General features: G+C 53.8%; 18 protein-coding genes. 3 read left to right on the top strand and 15 right to left on the bottom strand.

The window, feature by feature from the left end:
• Positions 1-2 precede the first annotated feature (2 nt).
• The 7 genes from AB8Q18_02640 to AB8Q18_02610 form a co-directional block, all read right to left on the bottom strand.
• A complete protein-coding gene (locus AB8Q18_02640) occupies positions 3-1,244 on the bottom strand; it encodes a D-amino acid dehydrogenase (protein XDZ51959.1) in 1,242 nt (413 codons plus the stop codon).
• A 55-nt stretch (positions 1,245-1,299) separates the two neighbouring features.
• A complete protein-coding gene (locus AB8Q18_02635) occupies positions 1,300-2,205 on the bottom strand; it encodes a LysR family transcriptional regulator (protein ID XDZ51958.1) in 906 nt (301 codons plus the stop codon).
• A 164-nt stretch (positions 2,206-2,369) separates the two neighbouring features.
• Positions 2,370-3,572 carry a sodium/glutamate symporter gene (gene gltS / locus AB8Q18_02630; protein XDZ52890.1) on the bottom strand — a complete coding sequence of 401 codons (1,203 nt, stop codon included), beginning with the start codon at positions 3,570-3,572 and terminating at the stop codon, positions 2,370-2,372.
• 267 nt (positions 3,573-3,839) lie between these two features.
• On the bottom strand, positions 3,840-4,775 hold the full coding sequence (gene xerD / locus AB8Q18_02625; protein ID XDZ51957.1) for a site-specific tyrosine recombinase XerD: 936 nt from the start codon (positions 4,773-4,775) through the stop codon (positions 3,840-3,842).
• Positions 4,772-5,248 (bottom strand): methylated-DNA--[protein]-cysteine S-methyltransferase, encoded by a 477-nt coding sequence (locus AB8Q18_02620; GenBank protein ID XDZ51956.1) that lies wholly within the window; start codon positions 5,246-5,248, stop codon positions 4,772-4,774. Before AB8Q18_02620 ends, xerD begins: the two co-directional genes overlap by 4 nt.
• A 135-nt stretch (positions 5,249-5,383) precedes the next feature.
• On the bottom strand, positions 5,384-6,868 hold the full coding sequence (locus AB8Q18_02615) for a CoA-acylating methylmalonate-semialdehyde dehydrogenase (GenBank protein XDZ51955.1): 1,485 nt from the start codon (positions 6,866-6,868) through the stop codon (positions 5,384-5,386).
• 75 nt (positions 6,869-6,943) lie between these two features.
• The gene (locus tag AB8Q18_02610) at positions 6,944-8,260 is read right to left on the bottom strand and encodes an aspartate aminotransferase family protein (GenBank protein ID XDZ51954.1); all 1,317 of its coding nucleotides are present in this window, start codon (positions 8,258-8,260) and stop codon (positions 6,944-6,946) included.
• 178 nt (positions 8,261-8,438) lie between these two features.
• Here AB8Q18_02610 and AB8Q18_02605 point away from each other — a divergent pair, with 178 nt between their 5' ends.
• Both AB8Q18_02605 and AB8Q18_02600 read left to right on the top strand, forming a co-directional pair.
• Positions 8,439-9,836 (top strand): PLP-dependent aminotransferase family protein, encoded by a 1,398-nt coding sequence (locus AB8Q18_02605; protein XDZ51953.1) that lies wholly within the window; start codon positions 8,439-8,441, stop codon positions 9,834-9,836.
• Between the two features lie 52 nt (positions 9,837-9,888).
• A complete protein-coding gene (locus AB8Q18_02600) occupies positions 9,889-11,241 on the top strand; it encodes an MFS transporter (GenBank protein ID XDZ51952.1) in 1,353 nt (450 codons plus the stop codon).
• Positions 11,242-11,330: 89 nt separating this feature from the next.
• On the opposite strand, the gene AB8Q18_02595 is transcribed toward AB8Q18_02600, so the two are convergent.
• From AB8Q18_02595 to alaS, 4 genes are all read right to left on the bottom strand, one after another.
• A complete protein-coding gene (locus AB8Q18_02595) occupies positions 11,331-12,290 on the bottom strand; it encodes a helix-turn-helix domain-containing protein (GenBank protein ID XDZ51951.1) in 960 nt (319 codons plus the stop codon).
• Between the two features lie 188 nt (positions 12,291-12,478).
• The gene (locus AB8Q18_02590; GenBank protein XDZ51950.1) at positions 12,479-14,557 is read right to left on the bottom strand and encodes a hydantoinase/oxoprolinase family protein; all 2,079 of its coding nucleotides are present in this window, start codon (positions 14,555-14,557) and stop codon (positions 12,479-12,481) included.
• Positions 14,558-14,590: 33 nt separating this feature from the next.
• Entirely contained in the window at positions 14,591-16,348 is a 1,758-nt protein-coding gene (locus AB8Q18_02585) for a hydantoinase B/oxoprolinase family protein (protein ID XDZ51949.1), read from the bottom strand.
• Positions 16,349-16,591: 243 nt separating this feature from the next.
• Positions 16,592-19,213 (bottom strand): alanine--tRNA ligase, encoded by a 2,622-nt coding sequence (gene alaS, locus AB8Q18_02580; GenBank protein XDZ51948.1) that lies wholly within the window; start codon positions 19,211-19,213, stop codon positions 16,592-16,594.
• Positions 19,214-19,465: 252 nt separating this feature from the next.
• On the opposite strand from alaS, the gene AB8Q18_02575 reads away from it, so the two are divergent.
• On the top strand, positions 19,466-20,077 hold the full coding sequence (locus tag AB8Q18_02575; protein ID XDZ51947.1) for a YitT family protein: 612 nt from the start codon (positions 19,466-19,468) through the stop codon (positions 20,075-20,077).
• Positions 20,078-20,130: 53 nt separating this feature from the next.
• On the opposite strand, the gene htpX is transcribed toward AB8Q18_02575, so the two are convergent.
• From htpX to rlmF, 4 genes are all read right to left on the bottom strand, one after another.
• On the bottom strand, positions 20,131-21,000 hold the full coding sequence (htpX, locus tag AB8Q18_02570) for a protease HtpX (GenBank protein ID XDZ51946.1): 870 nt from the start codon (positions 20,998-21,000) through the stop codon (positions 20,131-20,133).
• A 103-nt stretch (positions 21,001-21,103) separates the two neighbouring features.
• Complete coding sequence (locus AB8Q18_02565; protein ID XDZ51945.1) at positions 21,104-22,363, bottom strand: glutamate-5-semialdehyde dehydrogenase; 1,260 nt, start codon at positions 22,361-22,363, stop codon at positions 21,104-21,106.
• A gap of 138 nt (positions 22,364-22,501) precedes the next feature.
• Positions 22,502-24,769 (bottom strand): TonB-dependent hemoglobin/transferrin/lactoferrin family receptor, encoded by a 2,268-nt coding sequence (locus AB8Q18_02560; protein XDZ51944.1) that lies wholly within the window; start codon positions 24,767-24,769, stop codon positions 22,502-22,504.
• Positions 24,770-25,001: 232 nt separating this feature from the next.
• On the bottom strand, positions 25,002-26,012 hold the full coding sequence (gene rlmF, locus AB8Q18_02555; GenBank protein XDZ51943.1) for a 23S rRNA (adenine(1618)-N(6))-methyltransferase RlmF: 1,011 nt from the start codon (positions 26,010-26,012) through the stop codon (positions 25,002-25,004).
• Between the last annotated feature and the right edge of the window lie 45 nt (positions 26,013-26,057).

Below are 26,057 nucleotides of genomic sequence, written 5' to 3'. Positions count from 1 at the left end.
TTTTATCCTGTTAATCCTGTGAGTGAAATAGACGCCTCAGCGCCGGTAACCAAATGGGTCAATACCATGGCGCTGCCAGCCGCAAGGGTAAACCCAAGGCTGCCATGGCCGATATTTAACCATAAATTGGTGTATTTTGTCCGCCCCAATATCGGCGGGCCTTTGGGCGTTGAAGGGCGCAAACCGCTCCAGGCGGTGGCCTCATCTAAGGCGCCTAATTTAGGAAAACTCGCCCGCACGGTACGCTTTAAAGCCGCCACCCGGTTGGCCCTTAGGCCCTGATCTTCATAGCCAATGTCGACCATCGCCGCCACCCTTAATTCATCGCCTAGCTTGGCGTAGACGATTTTATGACCATAATCGGTGACGCTGATGCTGGGCACCACGTGCGCCGCTTCTGGGAACGGCAGCGTCAGGCTATAGCCTTTGAGCGGATACACCGCCACCTTAATGCCCAGTTTGGCCAATAGCGGCACGCTACCGTTGCCTGCAGCAACGATGAATTCATCTGCCTCAATACGCCCAGAGGACGTTTCTAAGCCCAATATGCGCTCACCCGCCGTGGCAAAGCCCGTTACTTGGCGTTCGGTCAAGAGACGAAACTGCGGCTGCTGTTTCAAATAGGCCAATAGCTGCACGCAAAAGGCATGGCAGTCTGCCGTCTCATCGGCCGGTGCATAAATGGCGCCGCGCAACTGATCTTGAATGTGAATGAGGGCAGGCTCTAAATCGCATAGCTCGCGGTTATTTAATACCTGTTGAAACTCTGGATCAACGCTTTGGCTGGCTTTTTCAAAGCTGGCTTGATCGCGATGAATGATCATCTTGCCCGAACGGCGCCAGTGAAAATCGCCAATGTCACCGCTTGTGCGCCACTGATTCAGCATATCTTGGCTCAAAAGCGATAACCTGAGGATATGGGCACCATTCACCTGATTGGTGCGCCGCGTACAGGCCGCGGTAAACTGCAGCAACCACGACCATTGCTTGAACGACGCGCGCAGCTTGAAGTTTAGCGGCGAATCCTCCTTACCCATCCATTTCAACCCCTGCAGTGGCACCCCAGCATCAGCCAAGGGCGACACATAGCGATAGCTCAACTGCCCACCGTTGGCGAAGCTGGCCCCCATCGCCACTTCTGAGTCCGACTCCACCAGCGTCACGCTGGCGCCAGCCTTAATCAAGGCGTAGGCATTGCTTAAACCAATTACGCCACCACCAACGATCACCACCTGCTTACTCATGTTACCAACCGTTATGTTCTGTTATTGAGTCCTTATTTAAACGGATTGCATCGACTTAAACAATTGAGTTTTTAACCACACCATATAACTTTTGGTTAACTCCTGCCATTTTATGCGCCAAATAATCGCTCAAAACAGCCACATAGTTCTGAGCCGCCTTAGGCAACGGACTGTCGGCCCGATGCAGCACGCACACCTGTAGACTTGGGCGCTCGGCCAAAGGATGGATCATGTGTTCAGGCAAGGCGTGTTGAGCCGAAAAAATATCGGTGATGCTACAGCCCAAGCCCTGCTTCACGAATTCAGCCGCCATGTGGTAGGTGTGTACGCTGATGGTGGCGGGTGCAAACGTGCGGTACTCTGCGATCAGCGCCGCTAAGGAGTCGGACCCTGGGTGAATCCAACGACTTTGCTCGATGTCGGCTAAGGCCACTGTGCCGGCTGGCATGGCCGCATCCACGTATACCAGCGGCGCCTGCGCCACCGGCAAAACGCTGACGCCCCCTTCAATGGCCAGATTAAAGCTGATGCCCAAATCCAGCTCGCGGTTGCGTAATAGCTGCACCAGCTCATCGGTATGATGGGTGCCCACGCTCAGCGTCATGGCTGGGTTTTGGCGTAAAAATACCGCCGTTACCTCTGGCACCAGGCTGAGCCCCAGACTGGGCAAACAGCCAATGGCGATTTTGCCGTGGGGATTGCTCGACAGGTTCTCGGCCAAATCTTTTAAATCATCGAGGCCTTCATAAATATGCTTGGCTTTATCAAACAGCACATAGGCCTCTTCAGTCGGCAACAGCTTGCCGCGGATGCGCTGAAACAGCGCAAAGCCAAGGCGCTGCTCGGCATGTTTCAAAGCCTTGCTGGCGGCGGGTTGAGAAATGTGTAGGGTTTCGGCCGCCCGAGTCAGCGAACCACAGGTCATCACGGCATAAAAAATTTCAAGGTGGCGTAGGCGCATAAGATCTTCTTAACCAAAAGTTATACTCTGAATTGTACCAGCTGGCCGCTAGCGCTCGATAAAAAAATGCCCTCAGGTAAGCCTGAGGGCATAAACGTTCTGAAGCATGATGTCTTCAGGGTCGTGCTCATGCGCTGCATTTAAAACCATGCAACCAAAGTCAATCAAGCAAAATAAGTGCCGATTTCAATGAAAATTTTAATCAAGGTGCTGTTGGCCAAGTCCACAAAGAATGCCCCCACCATCGGCACCACCAAGAAGGCCTTATGCGATGGCCCAAAGGCTTTGGTGATCACCTGCATATTGGCAATCGCCGTGGGCGTGGCGCCCAAACCAAAGCCACAGTGGCCGGCACTCATCACCACCGCATCGTAATCCTTACCCATCACGCGGAAAGTCACCAAACAAGCGAATAACACCATCACGACGGTTTGCACCAGCAAGATCAACAGCACAGGAATCGCTAATTCCGTCAACTGGCCCAGCTTTAACGACATCAAGGCGATGGCCAAAAACAACGACAGGCACACATTGCCCAACACATCGATGGTCGGCTCAAACACTTCACGGCGGGCAAGGTGGGTCAAAGCATTACGCAAAATCACCCCCACAAACAAACACCACACAAAGGTCGGCATTTGAAAAACAGTACCCTTCAAGAGGCCATCCACATAGCTACCGATGGCAATGCTCACGGCCAGCATGCCGATGGTTTCCACAATATTGGCGGCATTGATGCTGCGCTTCAGCTGTGGCTGTTCAAACGTCTCTTGCACCGGCTCGGTGGCGGCATCCACGGCTGGAGTTTTAACTTTTTTCAGCAAATGGCGCGCCACCGGCCCGCCCACTAAACCACCCAACACCAAGCCCAAAGTCGCACAGGCCATGGCCAGTTCCAGCGCACCGGCCACGCCATACTGTTCGCTCAAAATGGGTGCCCAAGCGGCGCCGTTACCGTGGCCGCCAGAAAGCGTAATCGAGCCAGCAATCAGGCCGATAAAAGGGCTTTCACCCAAGGCCACTGCCATGCTCATGCCGACTAAGTTTTGCACAAAAATCAACGCCGCCACCGCTGCAATGAACACCACCAAAGGCTTGCCGCCTTTGATCAAGCGTGAAAAGTCCGAACTTAAGCCGATCGAGGTAAAAAAGGTCAACAGCAGCATGTCTTGCAACGGTTTATCAAAATTCACGCTCACGCCCCATATTTGATACACCACCAAAAAACCAATGGCCACAATAAAACCACCGGCTACCGCCTCTGGAATATGGTTATGCTGTAAAAACGCGATTTTTTTCACCAATAACGTGCCCAGCAGCAAGACCAGGCAGGCCGCAACCAACGTCAGGTTGGCATCTAATGTCATCATCTCTTTATCCTTTGTAAACCTTTATCTGTTTTACCTACTGCCGCAAGCCAAGGCCAAAAGCGGCGCATATGGTACACCCTCTTCATGTACAGTCGATATTTTATCGACGCGGACGGTTAGACCAAGGGGTAAACTATAATCAACCTAAAGACGATGGGATAATGAGTTTTTGGCCACATCCCATAACTTAAGGTTATACAAGAATGCCAAAAAAAAAACGCCTCAGGCCAACGGCAGCCTGAGGCGATCACACAACCATCGACGCTAAGCGCGTGGATGATGGCTTTGGTAGATTTTTTGCAGCCGCTCTTTGGCCACATGGGTATAGATCTGCGTCGAGGCAATATCGGCATGGCCTAGCAGCATCTGCACCGTGCGTAAATCAGCACCGTGATTGACAAGATGGGTCGCAAACGCGTGACGCAAGACGTGTGGGCTGAGCTGCTTAATGCCCACCATATCGGCATAGCGCTTCACAATCATCCATGCCAGCTGGCGACTCATGCCGTTTTTTTTCTGGCTCACAAACACAAAGTCACAGCCTTGATGGCTAAGCAAGATGCCGCGGGCGCCGCCCATATACAGCGCTAGATACTCACTGGCCACCTCGCCCAGAGGCACCATACGCTCTTTATTGCCCTTACCCACGGTTTGAACCACGCCCACTTCCAAATTAATTTGGTTTAGCTGTAGCTGCACCACTTCGCTGACCCGCATTCCGGTGGCGTACATCACCTCGAGAATGGCTTTGTCTCGTAGCCCATGCGCGCTGCCTAAATCGGGCGCATTGAGCAAGGCCTCAATCTGACCTTCGGAAATGCTTTTTGGCAGCTTCAAGCCTTGTTTAGGTGCTTTTAGCTTCTGGCAGGGATTGTCGCTGCGCTTGCCGTGATCCACTAAATACACAAACAAACGCTTACAGGCCGACAGCGCCCGCGCCTGCGAGCTGGGCTTTTCCGTCGTCACGTAGATGGCCGAACGCAGCGCATCCACCGACACATTGCGCCAGCCATAGCCTAAGCCCTGTAGCCGCCGCTCGACCTTCACCAAATCACGTCGATACGAAGCCAGCGTATTTTGCGCCAGCCGCTCGCTCAACCACAGGTGATCCAAGAGGTCATCAATACAGGGGGATGGCTCAAACAGAGCCTCGACAGCTTCTGTGACTTCCGTTGCTTCGGCATTCAATTCAGCGCTCATATCACCCCCTCATGCTCAAGCAGCCAACGCTTAATGTTCAGCAGCCAATCTTCTTGCCCTAGGCTAAAGCCCCCGAGGCCGCCATTCTTAGGCACCACCCGATGACAAGGCACCCACACCGGCACCGGATTGCGCCCGCAAGCCTGACCCACGGCGCGCGCATGCGAACCAAGGGCAATGGCTAAATCCTGATAGCTACGCGTTTCGCCCACAGGAATGGCGGCAATCTGCGCCCATACCCGCTGCTGAAAATCTGTGCCCGCAACCCGCAAGGCAAATGGAAACGGCTGGCCAGCGTCGGCAAAATAAGCATCCAGTGCCTGAATATACGGCTGCCAAAAAGCGGCCGCTTCATCCTGATCGAGCACCGCTTCGCCTGGCGCCACAAAATCAATGCCGCACAGAGCCTGCTCCTCTTGGCGCAGCCTCAGGCTACCAAACGGCGCTTGGTACAGATAATGGTCTGGATACATCAGAAAGCCTTGTGTTCATCAATCATGCCTAAAGTGTACCCTGTTTTGGCGGCCACCCCTACGTTCTTGATGCCCTACCCCATAAAAAAACGCCACCCAAAGGTGGCGTATGAAAGGGTGAACATCATGGAACACTTATTTCATGGTGGGCATGGCAAATTCGGCGCTCACGGTTTTCGGCCAGCGGCTGGTGATCGTCTTCATACGGGTGTAAAAACGCACCCCTTCTGGACCATGCATGTGGTGATCGCCAAACAGCGATTGCTTCCAACCGCCAAAGCTATGAAACGCCATAGGTACCGGAATCGGCACATTGATGCCAACCATACCCACCTGAATACGATGGCCAAAGGCTTGCGCCGCTTCACCCGAGCGGGTAAAGATGCTGGTGCCGTTGGCAAATGGACAGTCGTTGATGAGGCGCACCGCGGCGTCAAAATCCGCCACCCGCACCACGGCCAATACCGGCCCAAAAATTTCTTCACGATAAATACGCATATTGGTGCCCACGTGGTCAAACAGGCACGGCCCCATGAAAAAGCCGTTCGCCTGGTCTGGATGGGCATAGTCACGGCCATCAACCAAAAGCTCAGCGCCTTCGGCCACACCAGAATCCACTAAGGCTTTGACTTTGGCACGATGCTCAGCCGTCACTAAGGCGCCCATTTCGGCGGTGGCGTCGTCACCCATGCCGATTTGAACGGTTTGGGCACGTGCCTTCAGCTTGGCCACTAATTCATCGGCCACATCGCCCACGGCCACGGCCACAGAAATGGCCATACAGCGCTCGCCAGCCGAGCCATAAGCGGCACCGGTTAAGGCCTCAACCGTTTGATCAAGGTCGGCATCGGGCATCACCACCAAATGATTTTTAGCGCCGCCCAAGGCTTGAATGCGCTTGCCGTAGTGAGCGCCTTGCTCGTAAATATAATGGGCAATCGGCGTCGAACCGACAAAGCTGATCGCAGCGACATCTGGATGGGCCAACAGCGCATCCACCGCCGTTTTATCGCCCTGAACCACGTTAAACACGCCTTCAGGCAAGCCTGCTTGCCGCAGTAGCTCGGCTAAGAACAAAGCGGCAGAGGGCACTTTTTCCGATGGTTTGAGCACAAAGGTATTGCCGCAGGCGATGGCCACGGGGAACATCCACATCGGCACCATCGCGGGGAAATTAAACGGCGTAATGCCGGCCACCACGCCCAAGGCTTGGCGGGTACTGAAGCTGTCGATGTCGGTGCCCACCTGCTCGGTGTATTCCCCTTTTAACAGCTGCGGAATGCCACAGGCAAACTCCACCACTTCTAGGCCTCGAGTGACCTCCCCTAAAGCATCGGACACCACTTTACCGTGCTCTTCAGAAATGATTTTTGCCAGCTTGAGGGCATGTTCGTCCAGCAAAGCTTTAAATTTAAACATCACCCGCGCTCGCTTCAGCGGCGAGGTGGCAGACCAGCCTGCAAACGCCGCCTTAGCGGCCGCAACGGCTTGATTAACGGTGGCCACATCGGCCAAGGCCACCTGACGAATCACCTGACCCAAAGCAGGGTTGTACACGTCGGCCTGACGTGCGCCGGCGGTGCTGGTTTGATTTTGAATATAATGGCCAATCAGGTTCATAAGCCTGTCCTTCTTGTTCTAGTCTAACGGTACCGTCAGCGGCCCACGCCTTGAGGCGTGAGGCCGCGAAGGCATTTAAGCGGTTTTCTCAATGGCGTTGGCCATGATGCGGAACAGCTCTTCGATTTCGGCTTCGGTGATGATCATCGGTGGCGCGATCGCCAAGGTGTCGCCGGTCACGCGCACAAACAGGCCCTGCTTCCAGCACTCGGCAAACACCGCCTGAGCGCGTACACCCACGCCTTCAGCGCTAGGGGCCATTTCAATGCCCACTACCATGCCCACGTTGCGAATGTCGATCACGCCAGGCAAGCCTTTCAGGGCATGAGCTCGCGCTTCCATATGCGGCGACATCTGGCCAGCGCGTTCAAACAGGCCGTCATTTTTGTACACATCAATGGCGGCAATGGCGGCAGCACAGGCCAAAGGATGAGCCGAATAGGTGTAGCCATGAGCAAACTCAATCGCCCGCTCAGGCGCGGCATTGATCACCGTGTCGTGAATGTCTTGACGCACCAGCACGGCGCCCATCGGCACCACGCCATTGGTTAAGCCTTTGGCGCAGGTGACCATGTCTGGAATCACGCCAAACACATTGCTGGCCCAATCGCCACCGGTACGGCCAAAGCCGGTGATCACTTCATCAAAAATCAGCAAAATACCGTGTTTGGTACACAGTTCACGCAATTTCTGTAAATAGCCTTGTGGCGGTAAAATCACCCCAGCCGAGCCACTCATGGGCTCAACGATTAAAGCGGCAATGGTTGAAGGATCATGCAGCGTAAATACGCGGCTTTCCAACTCATCGGCCCAATGTGCGCCGTAGGCAGGTAGGCCTTTAGAGAAGGCATTGTGTTCTAAATCGTAGGTGCTGCGAATGTGGGTCACAAACGGCAATGACTGTTGGCTAAACGCTTTACGGTTGCCCACGATGCCGCCGACGGCGGTACCGCCGAAGTTCACGCCATGGTAGCCCTTTTCGCGGCCAATAAAGCCACTGCGACGGCTGTCGCCCTTAGCCACGTGGTAGGCCAAGGCAATTTTCAAGGCCGTATCGGCAGACTCAGAGCCTGAGTTAGTGAAAAACACTCGGTTCAAGCCCTTAGGGGCAATATCGGCCAAGGCATCGGCGGCTTTAAAGGCCAATGGGTGGCCCATGCCAAAGCAAGGCGCATAGTCTAATTCTTGTAGCTGCTCGGTGATGGCGGCGGTGATTTTCGCATTGCCGTGGCCGGCGTTCACGCACCAAAGGCCAGAACCCCCATCCATAATCGGGCGACCGGTTTCGTCTTTGTAATATAAGCCCTGGGCGCTGGCGAATAACCGAGGTTGTTTTTTATAGGCGCGGTTATTGGTAAACGGCATCCAGAACGATTCTAAATTCATGCTCATGTGTGTTTTCTCCCTTGTTTGGTGACGACAAAAGTCGTAAGCTCAAATATAAGAGCCATTGCCACAAAGGCACAGTCACAGTTAGCCACAAACAGCAAGCCACTGTACTGATCAAAAAACCAATACAGTGGCACATAAAAATAACAGTCAGCAGCAGAAATAAGAGAAAGCAGAATCCATGAGCACCTTGGTGGCCCAAACCATTCGAGACATTACCGACAAAATCGCCCAAGACCTATTGCCGCCTGGCAGCAAGCTGCCGTCTATCCGTCAACAGGCACGCCTACGCGGCGTCAGCACCTTCACCGTAGTCGAAGCCTACGAGCGCCTCGTGGCGCAAGGCATCATCCGCAGCGAGCAGGGTAAAGGCTATTTTGTCACCCACGGCCACGCGCCTAAGGCGGCGACTGCTCCAACCCAAAACCTGCCCAATGCACCCATACGCCAGCCTTTTGACGAAGACTGGTTACTGCACGGCATTTACCAGCACAATCACACCATGCTGCTGGCCGGCTGCGGCTGGCTACCCGAACACTGGTACGACCAAAGCCTGATGCAAGGTGCCTTACGGCAGCTGGCGCGCGCGCCCAATCATTTAACCGAATATGGTCATCCCTTAGGTTTTGAGCCCTTACGTGAATTGATTAGCCGCCAGCTAGAACATCATCATCTGCGCTATCAGCCCAAACAGCTGCTGCTGACCCAAGGCGCCAGTCAAGCGCTAGACTTGGTCACCAGCACCTTTACCCAAGCGGCAGACACCGTGTTTGTAGACGCACCGGGCTACAGCAATTTAATCACCAATTTAAAATTTAAACGCCTCAACGTCGTCGGCGTGCCCTGGGGCCCAAACGGCCCCGACATTGCCGCCTTGCAGTCGCTTTTGGCGCAGCACAAGCCCAAGCTATTCTTCACTAATCCAGTGCTGCACAACCCCACCGGCGCCAGCTATGATGCCGCAACCACGTATCAAGTCGTTGCCCTCGCCCATCAGCATGGTTTTATGCTGGTGGAAAATCAGGTGTCGCTGTCGTTGGCGTTTAATCCACCTAGCTGCCTGTCGGCGCTAGACAACCAGGGCAATACCTTATTCATCAGCAGCTTTGCCAAAGCCTTGGCACCGAGCTTACGCGTCGGCTACGTCGCGGGCTCCAGCCAACACATTTGGCATATGATGCAGCAAAAAATGATGTCTGGCCTCACCACCTCCAGCATCAATGAGCAGCTCACTTGGCACATGCTCCAACACCCCAAAAGCCAAAAAGGGCTACAACACATCAAACAAAAACTGGCCGCTGCTCAAGCCAATGTCCAAGCGTTACTCATCGCCTTGGGCTGGCAGTGCTTTACCCAGCCAACCTCAGGCCTGTTTGTGTACGCCCGCCACCCTCACATTGACGATGCCTACGCCTTTGCCCAAAGCCAACACCATGAAGCGGTCTCGCTGTCGCCTGGCGCCCTGTTTGAATGCCATGCCAGCAACCTCCCGCAGCCGTGGTTTCGGTTTAACGTAGCCTATTGCGACGCCCCTGAATTCAGCCAATGGCTGCATCAGGTCACGCCCACCGCCCAATAGCCTGGCTAACGCAGCGTCAACCCGCCTTAGATTAACCTATAGAGTAACCAATATGAGCACACCTAAGCCCGAGCCGGGCATAGAGCCGACCACGGCAGACCATCGTCCGATGACGAACTACCGCTGGTGGGTGATGAGTTTTATTTTTGTGATTTACATCATTGCCAACGCCGACCGAGCCAATATTGGCTTTGCCATTCCCTACATCCAAGAGGAATATGAATTAAGCAATACCATGGCTGGGCTGCTGATCAGCCTGTTTTTTACTGGCTATGCCTTATTTCAAATTCCTTCTGGTTTTTTCATCAGCAAGTTTGGCGTGCGTAAGGCCTATTCCATTGGCCTGTTATTCACCTCGATTTGTACCGGCCTCATGGGCCTGGTCAATTCGGTTTTCATGTTAAAAATCCTGCGCTTTTTTGTCGGCGTCGCCGAAGCCCCTGTGGCGCTTGGCTCAACCGCATCAGTCAACAATTGGTTTCCGGCTAAAGAAAAAGGCACGGCCACCGGCATCTTTTTAGCGGGCTCCAAAATTGGCCCACTGATCGTGCCGCCTATCTGCGCTTGGATCATCATGCACTACGGTTGGCGCTATATTTTTGTATTTTTTGCCATCCCCGGGGTGATCTTGTCCATATTTTGGTACCTCATGGTCAAAGACAAACCCGCCGATAGCCCCTTTGTCTCGGCAGCAGAAGCGCACCACATCGAGGACAAAGCGCCACTGCAAAGCCATGCCCAACAATCGGCCCAACCTTTTCAACCCACCTGGTTAGACACCCTTATTCGCACCAAAGACGTGCCGGAACTGACCACATCTAAGCAAGTGTTTCGTTGCTGGGACATCTATGGCATTGCCCTAGGCTATTTCTTCATGGTCGGCATCGTCACCATGCTGATGTCTTGGCTGCCCAAATACTTGATTCAGGAAAAAGGCTTCGCCATCATGAGTTCGGCCTTCCTCGCCTCCGCCCCGTTCGCCGGCACCGTTTTGGGCAATTTTTTAGGCGGCTGGTTGTCGGATCGGGTATTAAACAAACGCCGTAAGCCGCTGATGATGTTCAGCGCCTTGGCCACCATTGTGACCATGTACGCCTTGGTCTACGCGCCAGAAAACATGCTGCTGCTGGCCATTTTATTGTTTTCCACCGGCGTACTGCTGGCGCTGGGCTATTCGGCCTACGCCGTCTATGCCATGGGCCGCGTCGACCGAGACACGTTCCCCGTTGCCTTTGGCGTGATCAATATGGGCGGCCAGCTCGGCGGCATGGTCAGCCCTTTGGTGGTCGGCATTATTTTAGATCACTACAACTGGGGCACCGTCTTCACCATGCTCGCCGTCAGCTGCCTACTGTGCTTTATCGTGGTCTCGTCTACGGTTGAGCCTATGCCTAAGCAGCATTAAGCCATTAACCCAAAGCCACTACAGCGAACCTATTTAAGTCCGCTGTAGTGGCTTTTGCATGAGCAGCCTAAAGCGTTTCCTCGGCACGCTTAAAAAGCGTCCACCGCCTGCTGCCGAATGTCACGCGGCGAATAGCCATAATGCTTTTTGAAGGCGCGAGAAAAATGTGATGGGTCGGCAAAACCCCATTGATAAGCAAGCAAGGCCAAAGGCTGGGCCACTGCCTGATGGCTCAACACGTCGTGCACTTTTTCCAAACGCTGCTGCAACAGCCAACGATTAAAAGTGCCGCCGGTGTCTTTAAATAAATCATGTAAATAGCGGGTCGAAATCTGACAGGCCTGCGCCACCCCTGCGGGACTCAAATCGGTTTGGTCTAAACGCTGAGCGACATAATCCTCAATCCGACGCAGGTGCGCATTGCGCACGCTCGACTCACTCGACTGCAAGATGCGCTCGTCCTTATTGGCCACCTGGGCGAACAGCTCCAGCAGCTGCCGGCTCAACAACTGCGGGTCGATCAAAGCCTGATTTTGCGCCAAATATTGAGCGCCAATGGATTGGACGTATTGCCCAAACAGCGCACCCAAACCCGTTTGACCGTTAAACCCCAAGGCGCCATAACGTTCTGGATGGCGCAAATAACGCCTCATCACCGCATGGGGAATTTTTAACACCCACAGCGCATTGGCCTGACGGTAATCAAAGCAATAAGGCTCATACGACAGCTGCAGGACAAAATCTTGGCGCCGGCACATGGTGTGCCGCCGTAACTGTTGGTAATAGGCGCCAGCCTCAACCGGCAAGGTAATTAAAAACGCCGCGCCCGCATCGGCCTGACGTATATGCTCGACGTCGCGCTGATACGCCGCTGCATCAGAAGTGAGATAAGACAAAGTCAGTTCGCCCAGCGGCCATGAGCGCAGCTGACCCTGAAATCGCTGCGGCTGTGCCAGCGCCACGGTCAGGGGAAAATAGGTTGCAGTGATTTGGTTTTGCCACGTATGGGCATTGCCGACACAAGAATCAGGGGTAGCACGACAAACCATGATGAACTCCTCTTGCAAGCTGAGACGTGCCTGGCTTTTTAATGTGTATCCATGCCAGCATTCGACTCAGTTATCCTTTGTATTTATTACTTATTTTAGATGTTTCAGTATAACGATGCGCCCTAAAAACGGCAAGGCTGCCGTAGCCATCAGGCCACGGCAGACTCACCTTCACCTAAGAGCGCTGTTTAACAACGGCTCAGTAAATAGGTCCCCGAAGCATGTAAATCAGCCTGCCAGCCAGCCTTCACCACCAGCGTCGTGGTGGGCTCTTCAATCAAGGCTGGGCCAACGACGCAATGCCCTGCCCCCAACTCGTGGCCGGCGTAAATCGGCGTGTCCACCCAAGCGTAATCAGCAGCCATAATCATGTTTCGGCGCCCGCTTTGCGCCGCCGCCAATGGCATGGCCGCAGGCGCAATGGTCGGCATGTCCGGCTTAGTCACGGCCCCTCTGACCGTAACCTCGACGTTGACTAACTCCACTGGATTGTCTGGCTCAGCATAGGTAAACAAGGCCTCGTGACGCCGATGGAAGGCCTGTAAAATTTCGGCCACCAAAGCCTCATCAAACACGCCATTGGGAATGTTCACGCTGCACTCATGAATTTGGCCTCGATAGCGCATTTCCATGCTGCGCTCAATCACGATGTCGGCATCGGCAAAGCCATCCTCACGCAGGCAGGCCACGCCTTGTGCCGCCATCTCAGCCACGGTTTTATTGAGTCGCGCCAGGTCAGCCCCTGCATGTAAGTGCATGGTTTCAGTCGCCAAATAGGCGTATTTAACGTCCGAAATGATCTGCCCAAAAGCACACAGGCAGGAGGCAAACTTAGGTACTAAAATCTGGGTAATGCCCATCTCCTCGGCCAGATCAATAATGTGCATGCCGGCGGCGCCACCGGCGCACACCAAGGTAAAATCACGCGGGTCATAGCCCTGTTCAATGGTGATGCGGCGAATGCCGTTGGCCATGTTTTGATTCACAATGGCGCTGATGCCAAAAGCCGCATGCTCGGTGCTGATGCCCAAAGGCTGGGCCACATGCGTCTCAATTGCCTGTTGTGCACGCGCCAAATCGAGGGTGACGCTGTTGCCCAAAACGGCCTGAGGTTTAAGATAGCCCAAGGCGAGGTTGGCATCGGTCACCGTAGGCAGGTCTCCGCCCTTGCCGTAGCAGGCTGGCCCTGGCGTGGCGCCGGCGCTTTGCGGCCCTACTTCCAACATGCCAAACGCATTCACGTGACCGATGGAACCGCCACCGGCACCCAGGGTTTCCACATGAATCATGGGCACACCGATGCGGTGGCGTAAAAAATCAATGTCACGATTGAGGCTGGTTTGCCCGCCCTTGGCCAAGGTAATGTCAAACGATGTGCCCCCCATGTCGACGGTGATGACGTTGTCGATGCCAAATGGCGCAGCGATGAATAAGCCCGCCTGAGGCGCCGACGCTGGCCCCGAATTAATGGCGTTGACGGCCCGCTCCTGCATAATCTGGCCCACGGCCAAACCGCCATTAGACTGAAAATACCGCACCGGCTGCAATGCCCCTAATTCTTTAAAATAACGGTCAATTTTATGCACATAAGCCCCCATAACCGGGCTTAAATAGGCGTTAACCACCGTCGTCGAGGTTCGGGTGTACTCCCGAATTTGGGGATATACTTCGCTGCCACAGCACACGAACACGCCGGGCAGGTGCTGTTGAATCAAGGCCTTGGCACGCTGCTCATGTTCGGGACGGCGAAACGCCCACACAAACGAAATGGCCACGCTTTGCACGCCTTCGGCCTTAAACACCTCGATGGCTTGTAAAATATCGGCCTCGTTCAGCGCCTCGCGTTCGCTGCCATTGGCCAATACCCGCCCCCGTATCGGAAAACGCAGGTGACGCGGCGCCAGCTGGGGAGCCGGTGGATAGCCAGCATCGTAGCGATAGCCTTCTTCCTTATGGCCTAAACGAATTTCGATGCTGTCTTCATGCCCCGCCGTACACAATAGCCCCACCTTCACACCTTTTTGCTGGATTAAGGCATTCAAGGCCACGGTGGTGCCGTTAATGCATAAATCACAGTTGCCAATAATGTCTTCGATGCTGCGATTGAGCTTGGTCGCCATTTGTTGGAGGCCATCGGCAATGGCCACGGTGCCATCCTCCGGCGTAGAGGGGCTTTTAAATAAATGTATGGTGCCGTCGTCCTGAGCCAAGACGAAATCGGTAAAGGTGCCGCCGGCGTCCACGCCTAAACGAAATTGATGATTCATGATTAATCCTTAGCAATGATTGAGCAGAGGCACTTAAGCCTGCAGCCGTTTGGCAGCGGTGGCGGCAAGATCAAGCTGGCCGTCGGCCTGCCACACGAGGCCATACTCCAGCTCAGCGGCTTCGGCGCTGACCACGCCGGCGGCCACGTCTTGTAAGACGGCTGCCACGGGGCGCCGATAGGGATGGCCATAACCACCGCCACCGGGGTTAATGTTGCGGGCGCGCTGGCCTGGCTCGATGTGCAAAATGGTGTTTTGAATGTGACGCACCACCGAACCATCGGCAGCACTGATTTCCAGCCGCCCCAGTTTGCGCGGCACCAAGGCATTCACCGCGCCTGCCGCCCCCATCGTGGGGATTTGACGCCCTTCGCCAAAGGCCACCACCATCATCTGATGATCTATGGGCTCAACCTCCCACACCGTGCCACAGCCGCCGCGGTACTCGCCCGCGCCGCCGCTGTCTGCGGCCAAACCATAGCGATGAATCACGATGGGATATTGGTATTCTAAAAGCTCAATGTCGCCCGAACTAAGAGCGCCAAAGCAGCACAAAGGCCCGCAGGCGTGCCAGCCATCCATTTGCTGGGTGGCGCCCGCACCCGAGATAATAGACGCCAACACCATGGTCACGTATTGCTCGCCAGTCTCGGGGTTGATGCCGGCAATATTGATGCCCGAAGCATGTCCCCACGACGCCGTCACCCGATCCGGCGCAGCGGCCTCAAACGCCATACGCACGGCATCGGTTAAGGTTTCCATTGGGGTGGTGGTACAGTTAACGTGGGGCGCAGGCTCCTGCGCATGACACAAAGTGCCTTTCGGCCCAAGACCCACGCTGACGCAGCGGTACAGGCCTTCGTTATAAGGCGGCGGCACTTGCGCAAACATCATCAAGCCCAGCAACACCCCCGACATCGAGTTGCCAGCATAAGAGTTAATAAAATAGGGCACCTGCGGCGGGCTATTGATTTCAATGTGCACGGCATCGGCACGAATGGTGATGGCGGCAGTAATGGTTAAGGCCCCCAGCCCGTGGCCGGAATCCTCCAATACGGCTTCACCGTGATAAGTGCCATCTGGAATACTGGCGATGAGGCCACGCATGTGCCGATCGGCCATGTCTTTTAATTCAGCGATGGCCGCCTGAACCATTTCCAATCCATACTTATCCAACAAATTCAATAAATTACGCTCACCCACACGGCAGGCACCATACTGGGCATTCAAATCGCCTTCTTGATCACGGCGCGAGCGCATATTGCTGTGCAATAGGTTGATCACGTCTTCTCGGCGCTGCCCCTTGTCCCACAGTTTAACCGGCGGGATGCGCAAGCCTTCGGCGTAAATCTCCTTGGCGTCGGGGTTGTAGCCGGCCGGCACCGGCCCACCAATGTCGGTCACATGCCCCTTACACACGGCCCAAAACACCAGCTTGCCCTGATAAAAAACCGGCTTATACATGCAGCAGTCCAAAATGTGGCTGCCGTGGAACACCGGGTCGTTGTGATAAATCACGTCGCCTTCATGAATGTCGTCGCCAAAAAAAGAGGCCACGCCCTTCATTGCCGGCATCAATGAACCCAAGTGAATGGGAATGTCTTGGCCCTGTAAAATCATCTCCGGCAAGTGATCAAACAGCGCATTGCTGTAATCATGGGCCAGATTAAACACGCTGGAGCGCGCGGTTTTCTCTAGGGTCAGCGTCATTTCTCGCTGTGCGGTTTCTAAAGCCCCGCGCACCACCGACAGCGTAATCGGGTCGATTGTGGCTTGGTTGGGTGTTTTCATCTGCGTTCTCCTGTCACACATCATTATTATGTTGGTTGTGCCACGCCTAAGCCGATTCGCTCAGGCACGCATTATTAGTAACACAGCTCTAATCAAAGCCTATGGCTTGCCAGCGCATAAAAAATGGCCCCTCAATGCAAACGCCCACGGCTTAAGCCGTGGGCGCCTGAGATCGACCCTCTACAGACATAAAAAAGCCGCCGCAACCTCAAGGTTGCGGCGGCTTCATGAACTGCGACTGGCTTACACAGCAGCCAACCAAGGGGCCACGCTGTCTAAAGCTTTGGCCAAGGCAGCCACATCGGTACCGCCAGCCTGAGCCAGATCAGGACGACCACCGCCCTTACCGCCCACCTGTTCGGCCACAAATTTCACCAAATCACCGGCCTTAACCTGCTTGGTTGCGGCCTTGCTCACGCCCGCACACAACGACACCTTGCCGTCGTTCTCTGCCGCCAGCAACACCACGATATTGTCGCCCTTACCGGTTAAACCCGTCACCGTGTCGCGCAACACATTGGCGTCGGCATCGGCCAATTTAGCCACCACCAGCTTAAAGCCACCGATGCTGGCGGCACTGTCCAATAAGGCCGCGCCGGCATGTTGTGCCAGCTCCACCTTAGCCTGGGCCAAAGATTTCTCAAGCTGTTTACCGTGCTCTTGCAGCTGCTGAATCTTCGCCACCACGTCTTGCGGGGTTTGTACTTTCAATTCACCCATGGTGTCTTTAATCAGCTGCTCTTGCGACTGCACCAAAGCCAATACATTGAAGCCGGTCACGGCCTCGACGCGGCGAATGCCTGCGGCCACGCCGCCTTCAGAGGTGATTTTAAAGAGGCCAATGTCGCCGGTACGCTGTACGTGGGTACCGCCACACAGCTCGGTTGAGAACTCACCCATTTTCAATACCCGCACTTCGTCGCCGTATTTCTCACCAAAGAGCGCCATCGCGCCAGCCTTAATGGCGTCATCAAAGCCCATCACATCGGCAGTCACCGCCACGTTGGCCAAGATGGCTTGGTTCACCAAAGCTTCGACTTCGGCAATCTGCGCAGGCGTCACGGCCTGTGGATGGGTGAAGTCAAAACGAGTGCGTTCGGCATTCACCAAAGAGCCTTTTTGCGCCACATGCTCGCCCAAAACGGTGCGTAAAGCCTTGTGCATTAAGTGAGTGGCACTGTGGTTGCGCATATTAGCAGCGCGCAGAGTCTCATCAATGCGGGCCGTCACGGTGTCGCCCACGCTCAAGCTGCCAGACAGCATCACGCCTTGCTGACCAGAAACGGCTGCCTTAATTTTTTGGGTGTCGCGCACTTCAAAGCGCCCAGCGCCCGCTTCAATCACGCCCACGTCGCCCACCTGGCCACCGCTTTCGGCATAAAATGGGGTGTGATCCAAGACCACGATGCCCTCTTGGCCATCGGCTAGAGTGGTAACGGCTTCGCCTTCATGGTACAAGGCCAAAACCTTAGATTCGGTTTGTGCTTGGGTATAGCCTTCAAACTGAGTGTCGACGCCTTCGTAGGCAACCTTAGTGTCCATTTTAAAGCTAGAGGCGGCACGCGCGCGATTGCGCTGCGCTTCCATTTCGGTTTCAAAGCCGGCCTCGTCCACTACAATATTGCGCTCACGACAAATGTCGGCGGTTAAGTCGTAGGGGAAACCATAAGTATCGTATAGCTTAAACACCACTTCACCAGCCAACTCTTGTTTGCCGCCTTCTAGGGCTTGCTCCAATAAAGCCATACCATGCTCTAAGGTTTGTGCAAAGCGGCTTTCTTCTAGCTTCAAGGCATCGCTAATCGCTTGCTGACGCGCCACCAGTTCAGGGAAGGCTTCGCCCATTTCGGCCACCAAATCAGGCACCATTTTATGGAAGAAGGCACCTTTTTGGCCCAGCTTATAACCATGACGTACGGCACGGCGAATAATGCGGCGCAGCACATAGCCGCGACCTTCATTCGACGGCAGTACGCCGTCGGCGATCAAGAAAGAACAGGCGCGAATGTGGTCGGCCAACACTTTCAAGGAAGGCTCTTCTAGGCTAAAGGCCACGCCGGTTTCACGAGCCGCAGCCTTTAATAAGTTCTGGAAGAGGTCAATTTCATAGTTGCTGTTGACGTGCTGCATCACCGCAGAAATACGCTCCAAGCCCATGCCGGTATCGACTGAAGGCTTAGGCAATGGATTCATGGCGCCAGTCTCGTCGCGGTTAAACTGCATGAACACGCAGTTCCAAATTTCAATAAAGCGGTCGCCATCTTCCTCTGGGCTGCCTGGAGGGCCTCCCCATAGATGATCACCGTGGTCAAAGAAAATCTCTGAACAAGGGCCGCAAGGGCCGGTATCACCCATTTGCCAGAAGTTATCCGAGGCGTATTCGCCGCCTTTATTGTCGCCAATGCGGATGATTTTTTCTTCGGGTATGCCAATCTCTTTGGCCCAAATGTCAAATGCTTCGTCATCGGTGGCGTATACGGTTACCAACAGCTTTTCTTTAGGCAGGTTTAGCCATTCTGGGCTGGTCAAAAACGTCCAAGCAAAATGGATGGCGTCACGCTTGAAGTAATCGCCAAAGCTAAAGTTGCCCAACATTTCAAAGAAGGTGTGGTGGCGGGCGGTGTAGCCCACGTTTTCCAAGTCGTTGTGCTTGCCGCCGGCGCGCACGCATTTTTGGCTGGTGGTGGCGCGGTTATACGGACGTTGATCAAAGCCTAGAAAAACGTCTTTAAATTGGTTCATCCCGGCATTGGTAAACAATAGGGTGGGATCTTCGTGTGGCACCAGTGAGCTTGAAGCCACGATCTGGTGTCCTTTGCTTTCAAAAAAGTTTAAAAACTTTTGGCGAATCTGAGCTGTTTTCATGGCAGTTGTGTACCTAACGATTAAAATCACGCTGATGATGGTTTTATGGCGCGATAAGTCAAAAATATAGGGCTAAATCTTACCTTGATTTTAAAGCGTTGTCTGCTTATCCGCAGCCGTAAGCTGGAAATATCTGCCGCCATTTAGCCTTTTCATGGACCTCATAGCGCGAATCGACCGATGGCTATGCCGATCACGATTCATGGCTTAGAATAAAGCCCTTATTTCATTATTCCCTTAAAGACACACTGCATGGCTTTTTTCACCCCCAGCCTCATTTGGGACCTCGGTAAAATTTTTCTGGGCAACGTGGTCATGGGCTTGGCCTACGCCAAGTGGATGGTCCCTCACCAAATCATCAACGGCGGCGTCACCAGCCTGTCGATGGTCATCAGCGGCTTCAGCGGCTGGCCGCTGCTCTATCTCACCAACGGTCTGGCCATTTTGTTGCTGGTCCTGTGCTGGGCGTTTTTGGGCAAAAGCGTATTTTTTAAATCCCTGCTCAGCAGCGGCCTCTTCATGCTGTTCTTTTCGTTTTTTTACAGCCAGCCGTTTAGCCTGACCAGCCACATCGCAATTGACGTCAGCCTGGCCTGCGTCGCCATCGCCTTTGGCTATTACTGCTGCCTATCGGCCAATGCGTCTACCGCAGGGCTAGATGCGGTGGCCTTAATCATCCATAAATATCATCCCCACACCCAGGTGGCGCACACGCTGCGCTATTTAAACTACGCTGTACTGGCCTTAGGCTGGCTGGTGTTTGGCTGGCTATCGGTCGTCATCGGCATCGTGTTCAGCTACGGCTATTCGTGGATCCTCAACGTATTCTTAAATCGCCACGACCGCTATCATGCCAAGCCTTAAACGCCCATAAAAAAACCCACCGAAGTGGGTTTTTTTGGGTCTCGCGCTTATGCTTAACGCACGGTACCAGAGTAATTGCTAAGGTTGGCAATACGATTCTCAATCGATGGGTGGGTACTGAACAACGAATCCCCACCGCCGGCGATGCCCATCGCCATCATTTCTTTAGGCAGGCTTTCGTCGCTGCTGCCGTTTAGGCGTTTCAAAGCCGCAATCATTTTCGGCGCACCGGCTAAGCGAGCAGCGCCTTCATCGGCACGATATTCACGCTTACGGCTAAACCACATCACCACCAAGCTGGCCAGCATGCCAAACACGATTTGCAACACGATGGTCACCACCATATAGGCAATGGGCCCAAGGCCGCCTTCACGATCGTTCGACATGGCGTTGCTGATCACGTTGGCAATCAAGCGCGACAGGAACACCACAAAGGTATTCACCACGCCTTGGATCAGAGTGAGCGTCACCATGTCACCGTTGGCTACGTGCGACACCTCATGCGCCAACACGGCTTCGGCTTCGTCACGCGTCATCAGATTCAATAAGCCAGAGCTCACCGCCACCAAAGAATTGTTTTTACTTGGGCCGGTGGCAAAAGCATTCGGCTCATCAGCGTAGTAAATGGCGACTTCAGGGGTTTTAATCCCGGCCATTTCGGCCTGACGCTCAACCGTACGCACCAGCCAGGCTTCCATTTCATTGGCTGGCTGGGTAATGACTTGAGCGCCAGTTGAACGCTTGGCCATCCATTTAGACATCAATAAAGAGATGATCGAGCCAGTAAAGCCCACCACCGCCGAGAAGGCCAATAGCTGACCCATATTGTTGGTTCGTCCGCTTAAGCCAAACACGCTCAAGATGACGCTGATGACCACCAAAACCGCGATGTTCGTCAGTAAGAATAGAAAAATACGCTTCACAGAAATCCCCTCGAAAAAAAGCCAAATATAATACTAAAATCTTGGCAAAAGCGTGGATTTCAAGCATCCACGCCCTCATTCTGCCAAAAAAAACCGTTATTACCTAAACCCGAATCTGGCCGCTGCCAAACACCACCCATTTTTGGTTGGTGAGGCCGTGTAGGCCCACCGGACCACGCGCGTGAATTTTATCGGTTGAAATACCGATTTCTGCGCCTAGACCATATTCAAAACCATCGGCAAAGCGCGTTGAGGCATTAATCACCACGCTGGCTGAATCCACCTGCCGTAAGAACGCTTGGGTGTGGCTGTAGCGCTCACTCACGATGGCATCGGTGTGATGGCTACCATAATGATTGATGTGGGCCACGGCCTCGGCCAATGAGGCCACCACTTTAATCGCCAAAATGGGGCCTAAGTATTCCGTCCACCAATCTTCTTCTGTGGCCTTAATCACGTCTTTGACCAAGATTTTTTGCGTTTGTTCACAGCCACGCAATTCAACCGATTTTTCTGCGTAAACCTGCTGCAATAAGGGCAGCACCGTCGGCGCAATCGCCTCATGCACCAGCAAAGTTTCCATGGTATTGCAGGTGCCGTAGCGTGAGGTTTTGGCGTTCAGCGCAATCTTAACGGCTTGAGCCACATCGGCGTATTCGTCAATAAAGGTATGGCACACGCCGTCGAGGTGTTTGATCACTGGCATTTTGGCTTCGTCGCTGATGCGCTTCACCAACCCCTTGCCGCCGCGCGGAATGATGACGTCAATGAATTCTGGCAGCTGCAGCATGGCGCCCACGCTGTCTCGATCGGTGTTTTCCACCACCTGAACGCAATCAGCCGGCAGGCCCGCTACTGATAAGCCTTGCTTAATCAGCTTGGCGATCACCATATTGCAGGCAAACGCTTCGCTGCCGCCGCGCAGCACGCTGGCGTTGCCAGACTTAATGCACAGCGCTGCCGCATCGGCGGTGACGTTGGGGCGGGATTCATAAATAATCCCCACCACGCCCAATGGCACGCGCATTTTGCCCACCTGAATACCGGATGGGCGATAGGCAAACTCCCCCATTTCACCGATGGGGTCGGCCAAACTGGCTACTTGGCGTACGCCCTCGGCCATGCTTTGCACCGTGGCTTCGGTGAGCTTAAGACGATCCAATAAGGCCGGCTCTAGACCATTGGCGGCCGCCTGATCCATGTCTTGGGCATTGGCCGCTAAAATATCCGCCTGATGGCTCAGCAACAGCTCGGCGATGGTCACCAAAGCCTGGTTTTTTTGTTCGGTACTGGCCACAGCAATGGCCTGGGCGGCCTGCTTGGCGGCACGGGCAATGCCGTACACGTAATCATGGCTACTCACAGCAACAGACTCCTCTATCATTTATGCTTGGTTTAGGCCTCTATTATGCATTAACCGTGTATTTGAGCAAGCAACAAACGTAAAAAAACGCCGGCCTCAGCCGACGTTGTGTATGGGTTTAAAATGCATTGGCTAAGCTTAAAACTGCTGGGCAATGCTGAAGCGGATGTCGCGGCCTGTGCCTGAAACCGCCTCACCCAAATAGGGGCGATATTCACGATTAAACAGATTGTCCACGGTCAGATTAATCTGCGGGCCTTTTTTGCCGCGAGGCGCCCAGTCCATGAACAGGCCGTGTAAGGCATAGCCCTGAGACTTAGGCAAACCCCAATAGACGGCCATAGGATCATGATCTTTAGGGGAGCGGTCTTGACGGCGTACAAAGATGCCACGCCAGCCTGCGCTGAGGTTTGCGCTAGGCACTTTAAAGCCCAGCGTGGCCGTTGCCTTACGCGGCGCCACATCGCTTAACCAAGTACGGCTGGCAAACCAAGGGTCTCTAGGTGAATTATCACGATAGCCTGACATCTGTGAATAAGCCAAAGATGCAAAAGCATAGCGGCTATCATAGAACGATTCGATCTCAAAGCCCTTAATCGTATAGCCTGTCAGGTTACGATTGCTCGTCATCGGACGTGAACAGGTGGTCCCAGGCTCACACATCACGCCGCGACGCTTAAAGATCTCATCCTTACCTTTATTCTGAAACAGCGTCGTGCGAACTTGCAATTTATCATCGGCGCTTAGCAATGAGGTAAAGTCCATGACCATACCCATACGCACGGCCAGCATACGCTCTTTTTTCAAATCGCGACTGGTCGAGGCAATACTACTGGTGGCGCCCTCCGACTCATACTGCTCATCAATGCGTGGTGCACGCCACGTTTGGCTTACATTGGCAAACAGGCCCATATTAGGCAAGGCAGCCCAATACAACCCTAGCCGTGGCGACCACCCCTGATAGGTTTTCTCACTAAAGTCATGCCCTACTTTCGGGTCATCGCTGCTGTAATGTTTAGCACGGTTACCAAATCCTTTATTACTGATGTGATCATAACGCACAGATGGACTAACGGTCAGAGCACCCCATTGAATGTCATCAACGACATAAAGGCTTTGCATAATCTGTCGACCCGAAGCTAAATAGGGAATCTCGAATAAGCCATGATTATAAGCATCCGGATTCCTCTCCACCAGGCTTGAGTTGGTATACAACAACCCCCGTTGGGTCATTTTTTGCCACTGTAAGCCGACTTTCAAATCATGCTCTAGGTCACCCGTTGCAAACGTACTGGTGTTATGTACATCTACACTGGTGTTACGATAATTCACCCAGCTTTCCTTACCCATGGTGCCAATGCTGTCAACAGCATTCTGATGTCGACGTTCATCATGCTGCTTCGTTTCTGAATACGTCCATTTAGCGCTTAATTGAATGAGTGGATTATCTAAGGGCAAGTATTCATAGGCAAGGCTATAATTTTTGTCTTTTTGTGTGCGATACACCAACTTACGCTGCCAAGCGCCATCCCAACCGTATTTTTCAATTTCTTTCTCGGTAGGAGCCGTCATGTCATCGCGTTTCGCCGCAAATGGCTCCCACCCCTCATGCTCACCAGTCATGAATGACCAGGTGATTTTTTGCTCTGATGTAGGACGAATATTACCCTTGAGCAAGATACTGTCTTGTTTATTATCCGACCACTCAAAATAGCTACCGTCTGGGCGCTTCACCTCTCCTGCCTTACGCTTAGAGTAATACAACATAGCGTCTAGCATCTGATCTTCGGTTCGACCAAATACGGCACCCGTGAAAATATTCTGATTATTATTACTGTGCCGCCCATACTTCAATAAACCGCCTATCTGCTCACCTTCACGCAAAAAATCAGCCGCATCCTTGGTGTCTAGCTTGACGCTGCCGCCAAAGCCACCGTTGCCCACGCTGGCGTCGTGCGGGCCTTTTTCAACCGTGATGCGCTTGAGTAGTTCAGGCTCTACAAACACCGATCCTTGACGGTATTTATCAAATGTTTTTAGCGCCCCGTCCACCGTAATGGGCACGTCTTCGCTACCGCCCATGCCCCACATATTGATGGTTTGCCCACCTGGGCGAGGCGAACCAGCCATGCTCACGCCCGGCAGCGTTTCCAGTAAAGCCGCCACATTATTGGCCTGCTGGGTATCTAAATTACGCTGATCCAAAATAGACTTGCCTACCAGCCCCTTACCCGAGCGCTTACCGATTACCACCACTGAAGGCAGCTGATACGACTGGCCGGCATTCAATTCAGGCTGATGGCTGGCTGGATCTGTCGTTGCTGGCGCAGCGGCTGCTGCGGTGGTGGTAAAGGCCAACAGCACGCTGAGGCCGATCAACGTAGGGCGTTGATGCATAAAAAACATGGTGATTTCCCGTGATGAAGCGGATTAAAAGGGGGAAATTATAGCAAATGATAATCATTCTTGTATACTTGTCAAAAAATAAACCCTAAAGGCATTAGACACCAAGATTCATTAAGAATATAAACTTATCAGCCCAAATACATAAACAAAACAAACTTAAGTACTTACAAGAAACTAAGCCATAGACGCAAAAAAGCCTCAACCGAAAGGTTGAGGCTTAATGACCACAAACTTAAACTAAACGGCTCAGCCAAGCCTGACGCTCAGCCTTAGTCTGAAACGTCCACGCCAATAAGCGGCTGCTTTTTTGGCCTTGCTGCATGGCGATGGTTTTGACCTTCACCGCGTTCACCGTCCTCAGCTGCTGATACAGCGCCGGCAAGCTGTCTTTTTTAGACACTAGGCTGGTAAACCATAGGCATGATTGCGCCAGCTGCTGGCTTTCTTGAATTAAACGGCCGATAAACGCCACTTCCCCACCAGGGCACCACAGCTCATTACCCTGCCCCCCAAAATTCAGCTTAGGCTTACCCACGGGCTTGCCCTTAAGGTTGTGCAGCTTACGGCGGCTGCCCGCTGTGGCCTCTGCCGCCGACGCATGAAACGGTGGATTGCACACGCTGGCAGTGAAGCGCTCATCACGGCCCACCACGCCCAATAATGTGTGCTGAACGTTCTGCTGTAGGCGAGCCTCAATATGGCCGTGCAAATGGGGGTTCCCCGCCACAATGCTGTTGACGTTGGCCACCGAAACGGGATCGATGTCGCTACCGACAAAATCCCAGCCATAGGCCGCCTGGCCCAGCAGCGGATAAATGGCGCTGGCCCCAACCCCGACATCAAGCACGCGAACCTTAGGCCCCTGCGGTGGGACGCCTTGGGGCTGATCCTCGGCCAATAAATCGGCCAGATAATGCAGGTAATCCACGCGCCCTGGAATGGGCGGGCATAAGTAATCGGCCGGTAAATGCCAATAGTTCACGCCATAATCACTGGCCAACAGCGCTTGATTCAGCGCCACCACGGCCAAGGGATTGTGAAAATCGATAGACAGATCGCCATAGGCGTTTGGCGCGACAAAAGGCGCTAAAGCAGGCGTGACCTTCATCAGCTCAGCCAAGTCGTAGCGCCCTTGATGGGGGTTACGCGGATGCAGCTGCGCCTTGGCGGGCGATTGCTGCTTGCTGCGGGTGCCGACCGAAGCGGCCGGTTTAGATTTGTGTGTGCGCGTAGGCTTGGTCATAGTCCTCATCCAGCAACCACACGGCACACCCTCAACAAGCGGTGT

The organism is Neisseriaceae bacterium CLB008 (assembly GCA_041228285.1).
Classification (GTDB): domain Bacteria; phylum Pseudomonadota; class Gammaproteobacteria; order Burkholderiales; family Neisseriaceae; genus JAGNPU01.
Note: the sequence above shows the minus strand (reverse complement) of the source record. Positions and strands in the feature narration are given on the sequence as shown.

Coding starts and splice junctions, on each gene's coding strand:
- xerD (XDZ51957.1), bottom strand. CDS start 4,775: ATGAGCGCTGAATTGAATGCCGAAGCAACGGAAGTCACAGAAGCTGTC.
- AB8Q18_02635 (XDZ51958.1), bottom strand. CDS start 2,205: ATGCGCCTACGCCACCTTGAAATTTTTTATGCCGTGATGACCTGTGGT.
- AB8Q18_02605 (XDZ51953.1), top strand. CDS start 8,439: ATGAGCACCTTGGTGGCCCAAACCATTCGAGACATTACCGACAAAATC.
- alaS (XDZ51948.1), bottom strand. CDS start 19,213: ATGAAAACAGCTCAGATTCGCCAAAAGTTTTTAAACTTTTTTGAAAGC.
- AB8Q18_02590 (XDZ51950.1), bottom strand. CDS start 14,557: ATGAATCATCAATTTCGTTTAGGCGTGGACGCCGGCGGCACCTTTACC.
- AB8Q18_02575 (XDZ51947.1), top strand. CDS start 19,466: ATGGCTTTTTTCACCCCCAGCCTCATTTGGGACCTCGGTAAAATTTTT.
- AB8Q18_02640 (XDZ51959.1), bottom strand. CDS start 1,244: ATGAGTAAGCAGGTGGTGATCGTTGGTGGTGGCGTAATTGGTTTAAGC.
- gltS (XDZ52890.1), bottom strand. CDS start 3,572: ATGACATTAGATGCCAACCTGACGTTGGTTGCGGCCTGCCTGGTCTTG.
- AB8Q18_02585 (XDZ51949.1), bottom strand. CDS start 16,348: ATGAAAACACCCAACCAAGCCACAATCGACCCGATTACGCTGTCGGTG.
- AB8Q18_02595 (XDZ51951.1), bottom strand. CDS start 12,290: ATGGTTTGTCGTGCTACCCCTGATTCTTGTGTCGGCAATGCCCATACG.
- AB8Q18_02600 (XDZ51952.1), top strand. CDS start 9,889: ATGAGCACACCTAAGCCCGAGCCGGGCATAGAGCCGACCACGGCAGAC.
- AB8Q18_02610 (XDZ51954.1), bottom strand. CDS start 8,260: ATGAGCATGAATTTAGAATCGTTCTGGATGCCGTTTACCAATAACCGC.
- AB8Q18_02615 (XDZ51955.1), bottom strand. CDS start 6,868: ATGAACCTGATTGGCCATTATATTCAAAATCAAACCAGCACCGCCGGC.
- AB8Q18_02620 (XDZ51956.1), bottom strand. CDS start 5,248: ATGTATCCAGACCATTATCTGTACCAAGCGCCGTTTGGTAGCCTGAGG.
- AB8Q18_02560 (XDZ51944.1), bottom strand. CDS start 24,769: ATGTTTTTTATGCATCAACGCCCTACGTTGATCGGCCTCAGCGTGCTG.
- rlmF (XDZ51943.1), bottom strand. CDS start 26,012: ATGACCAAGCCTACGCGCACACACAAATCTAAACCGGCCGCTTCGGTC.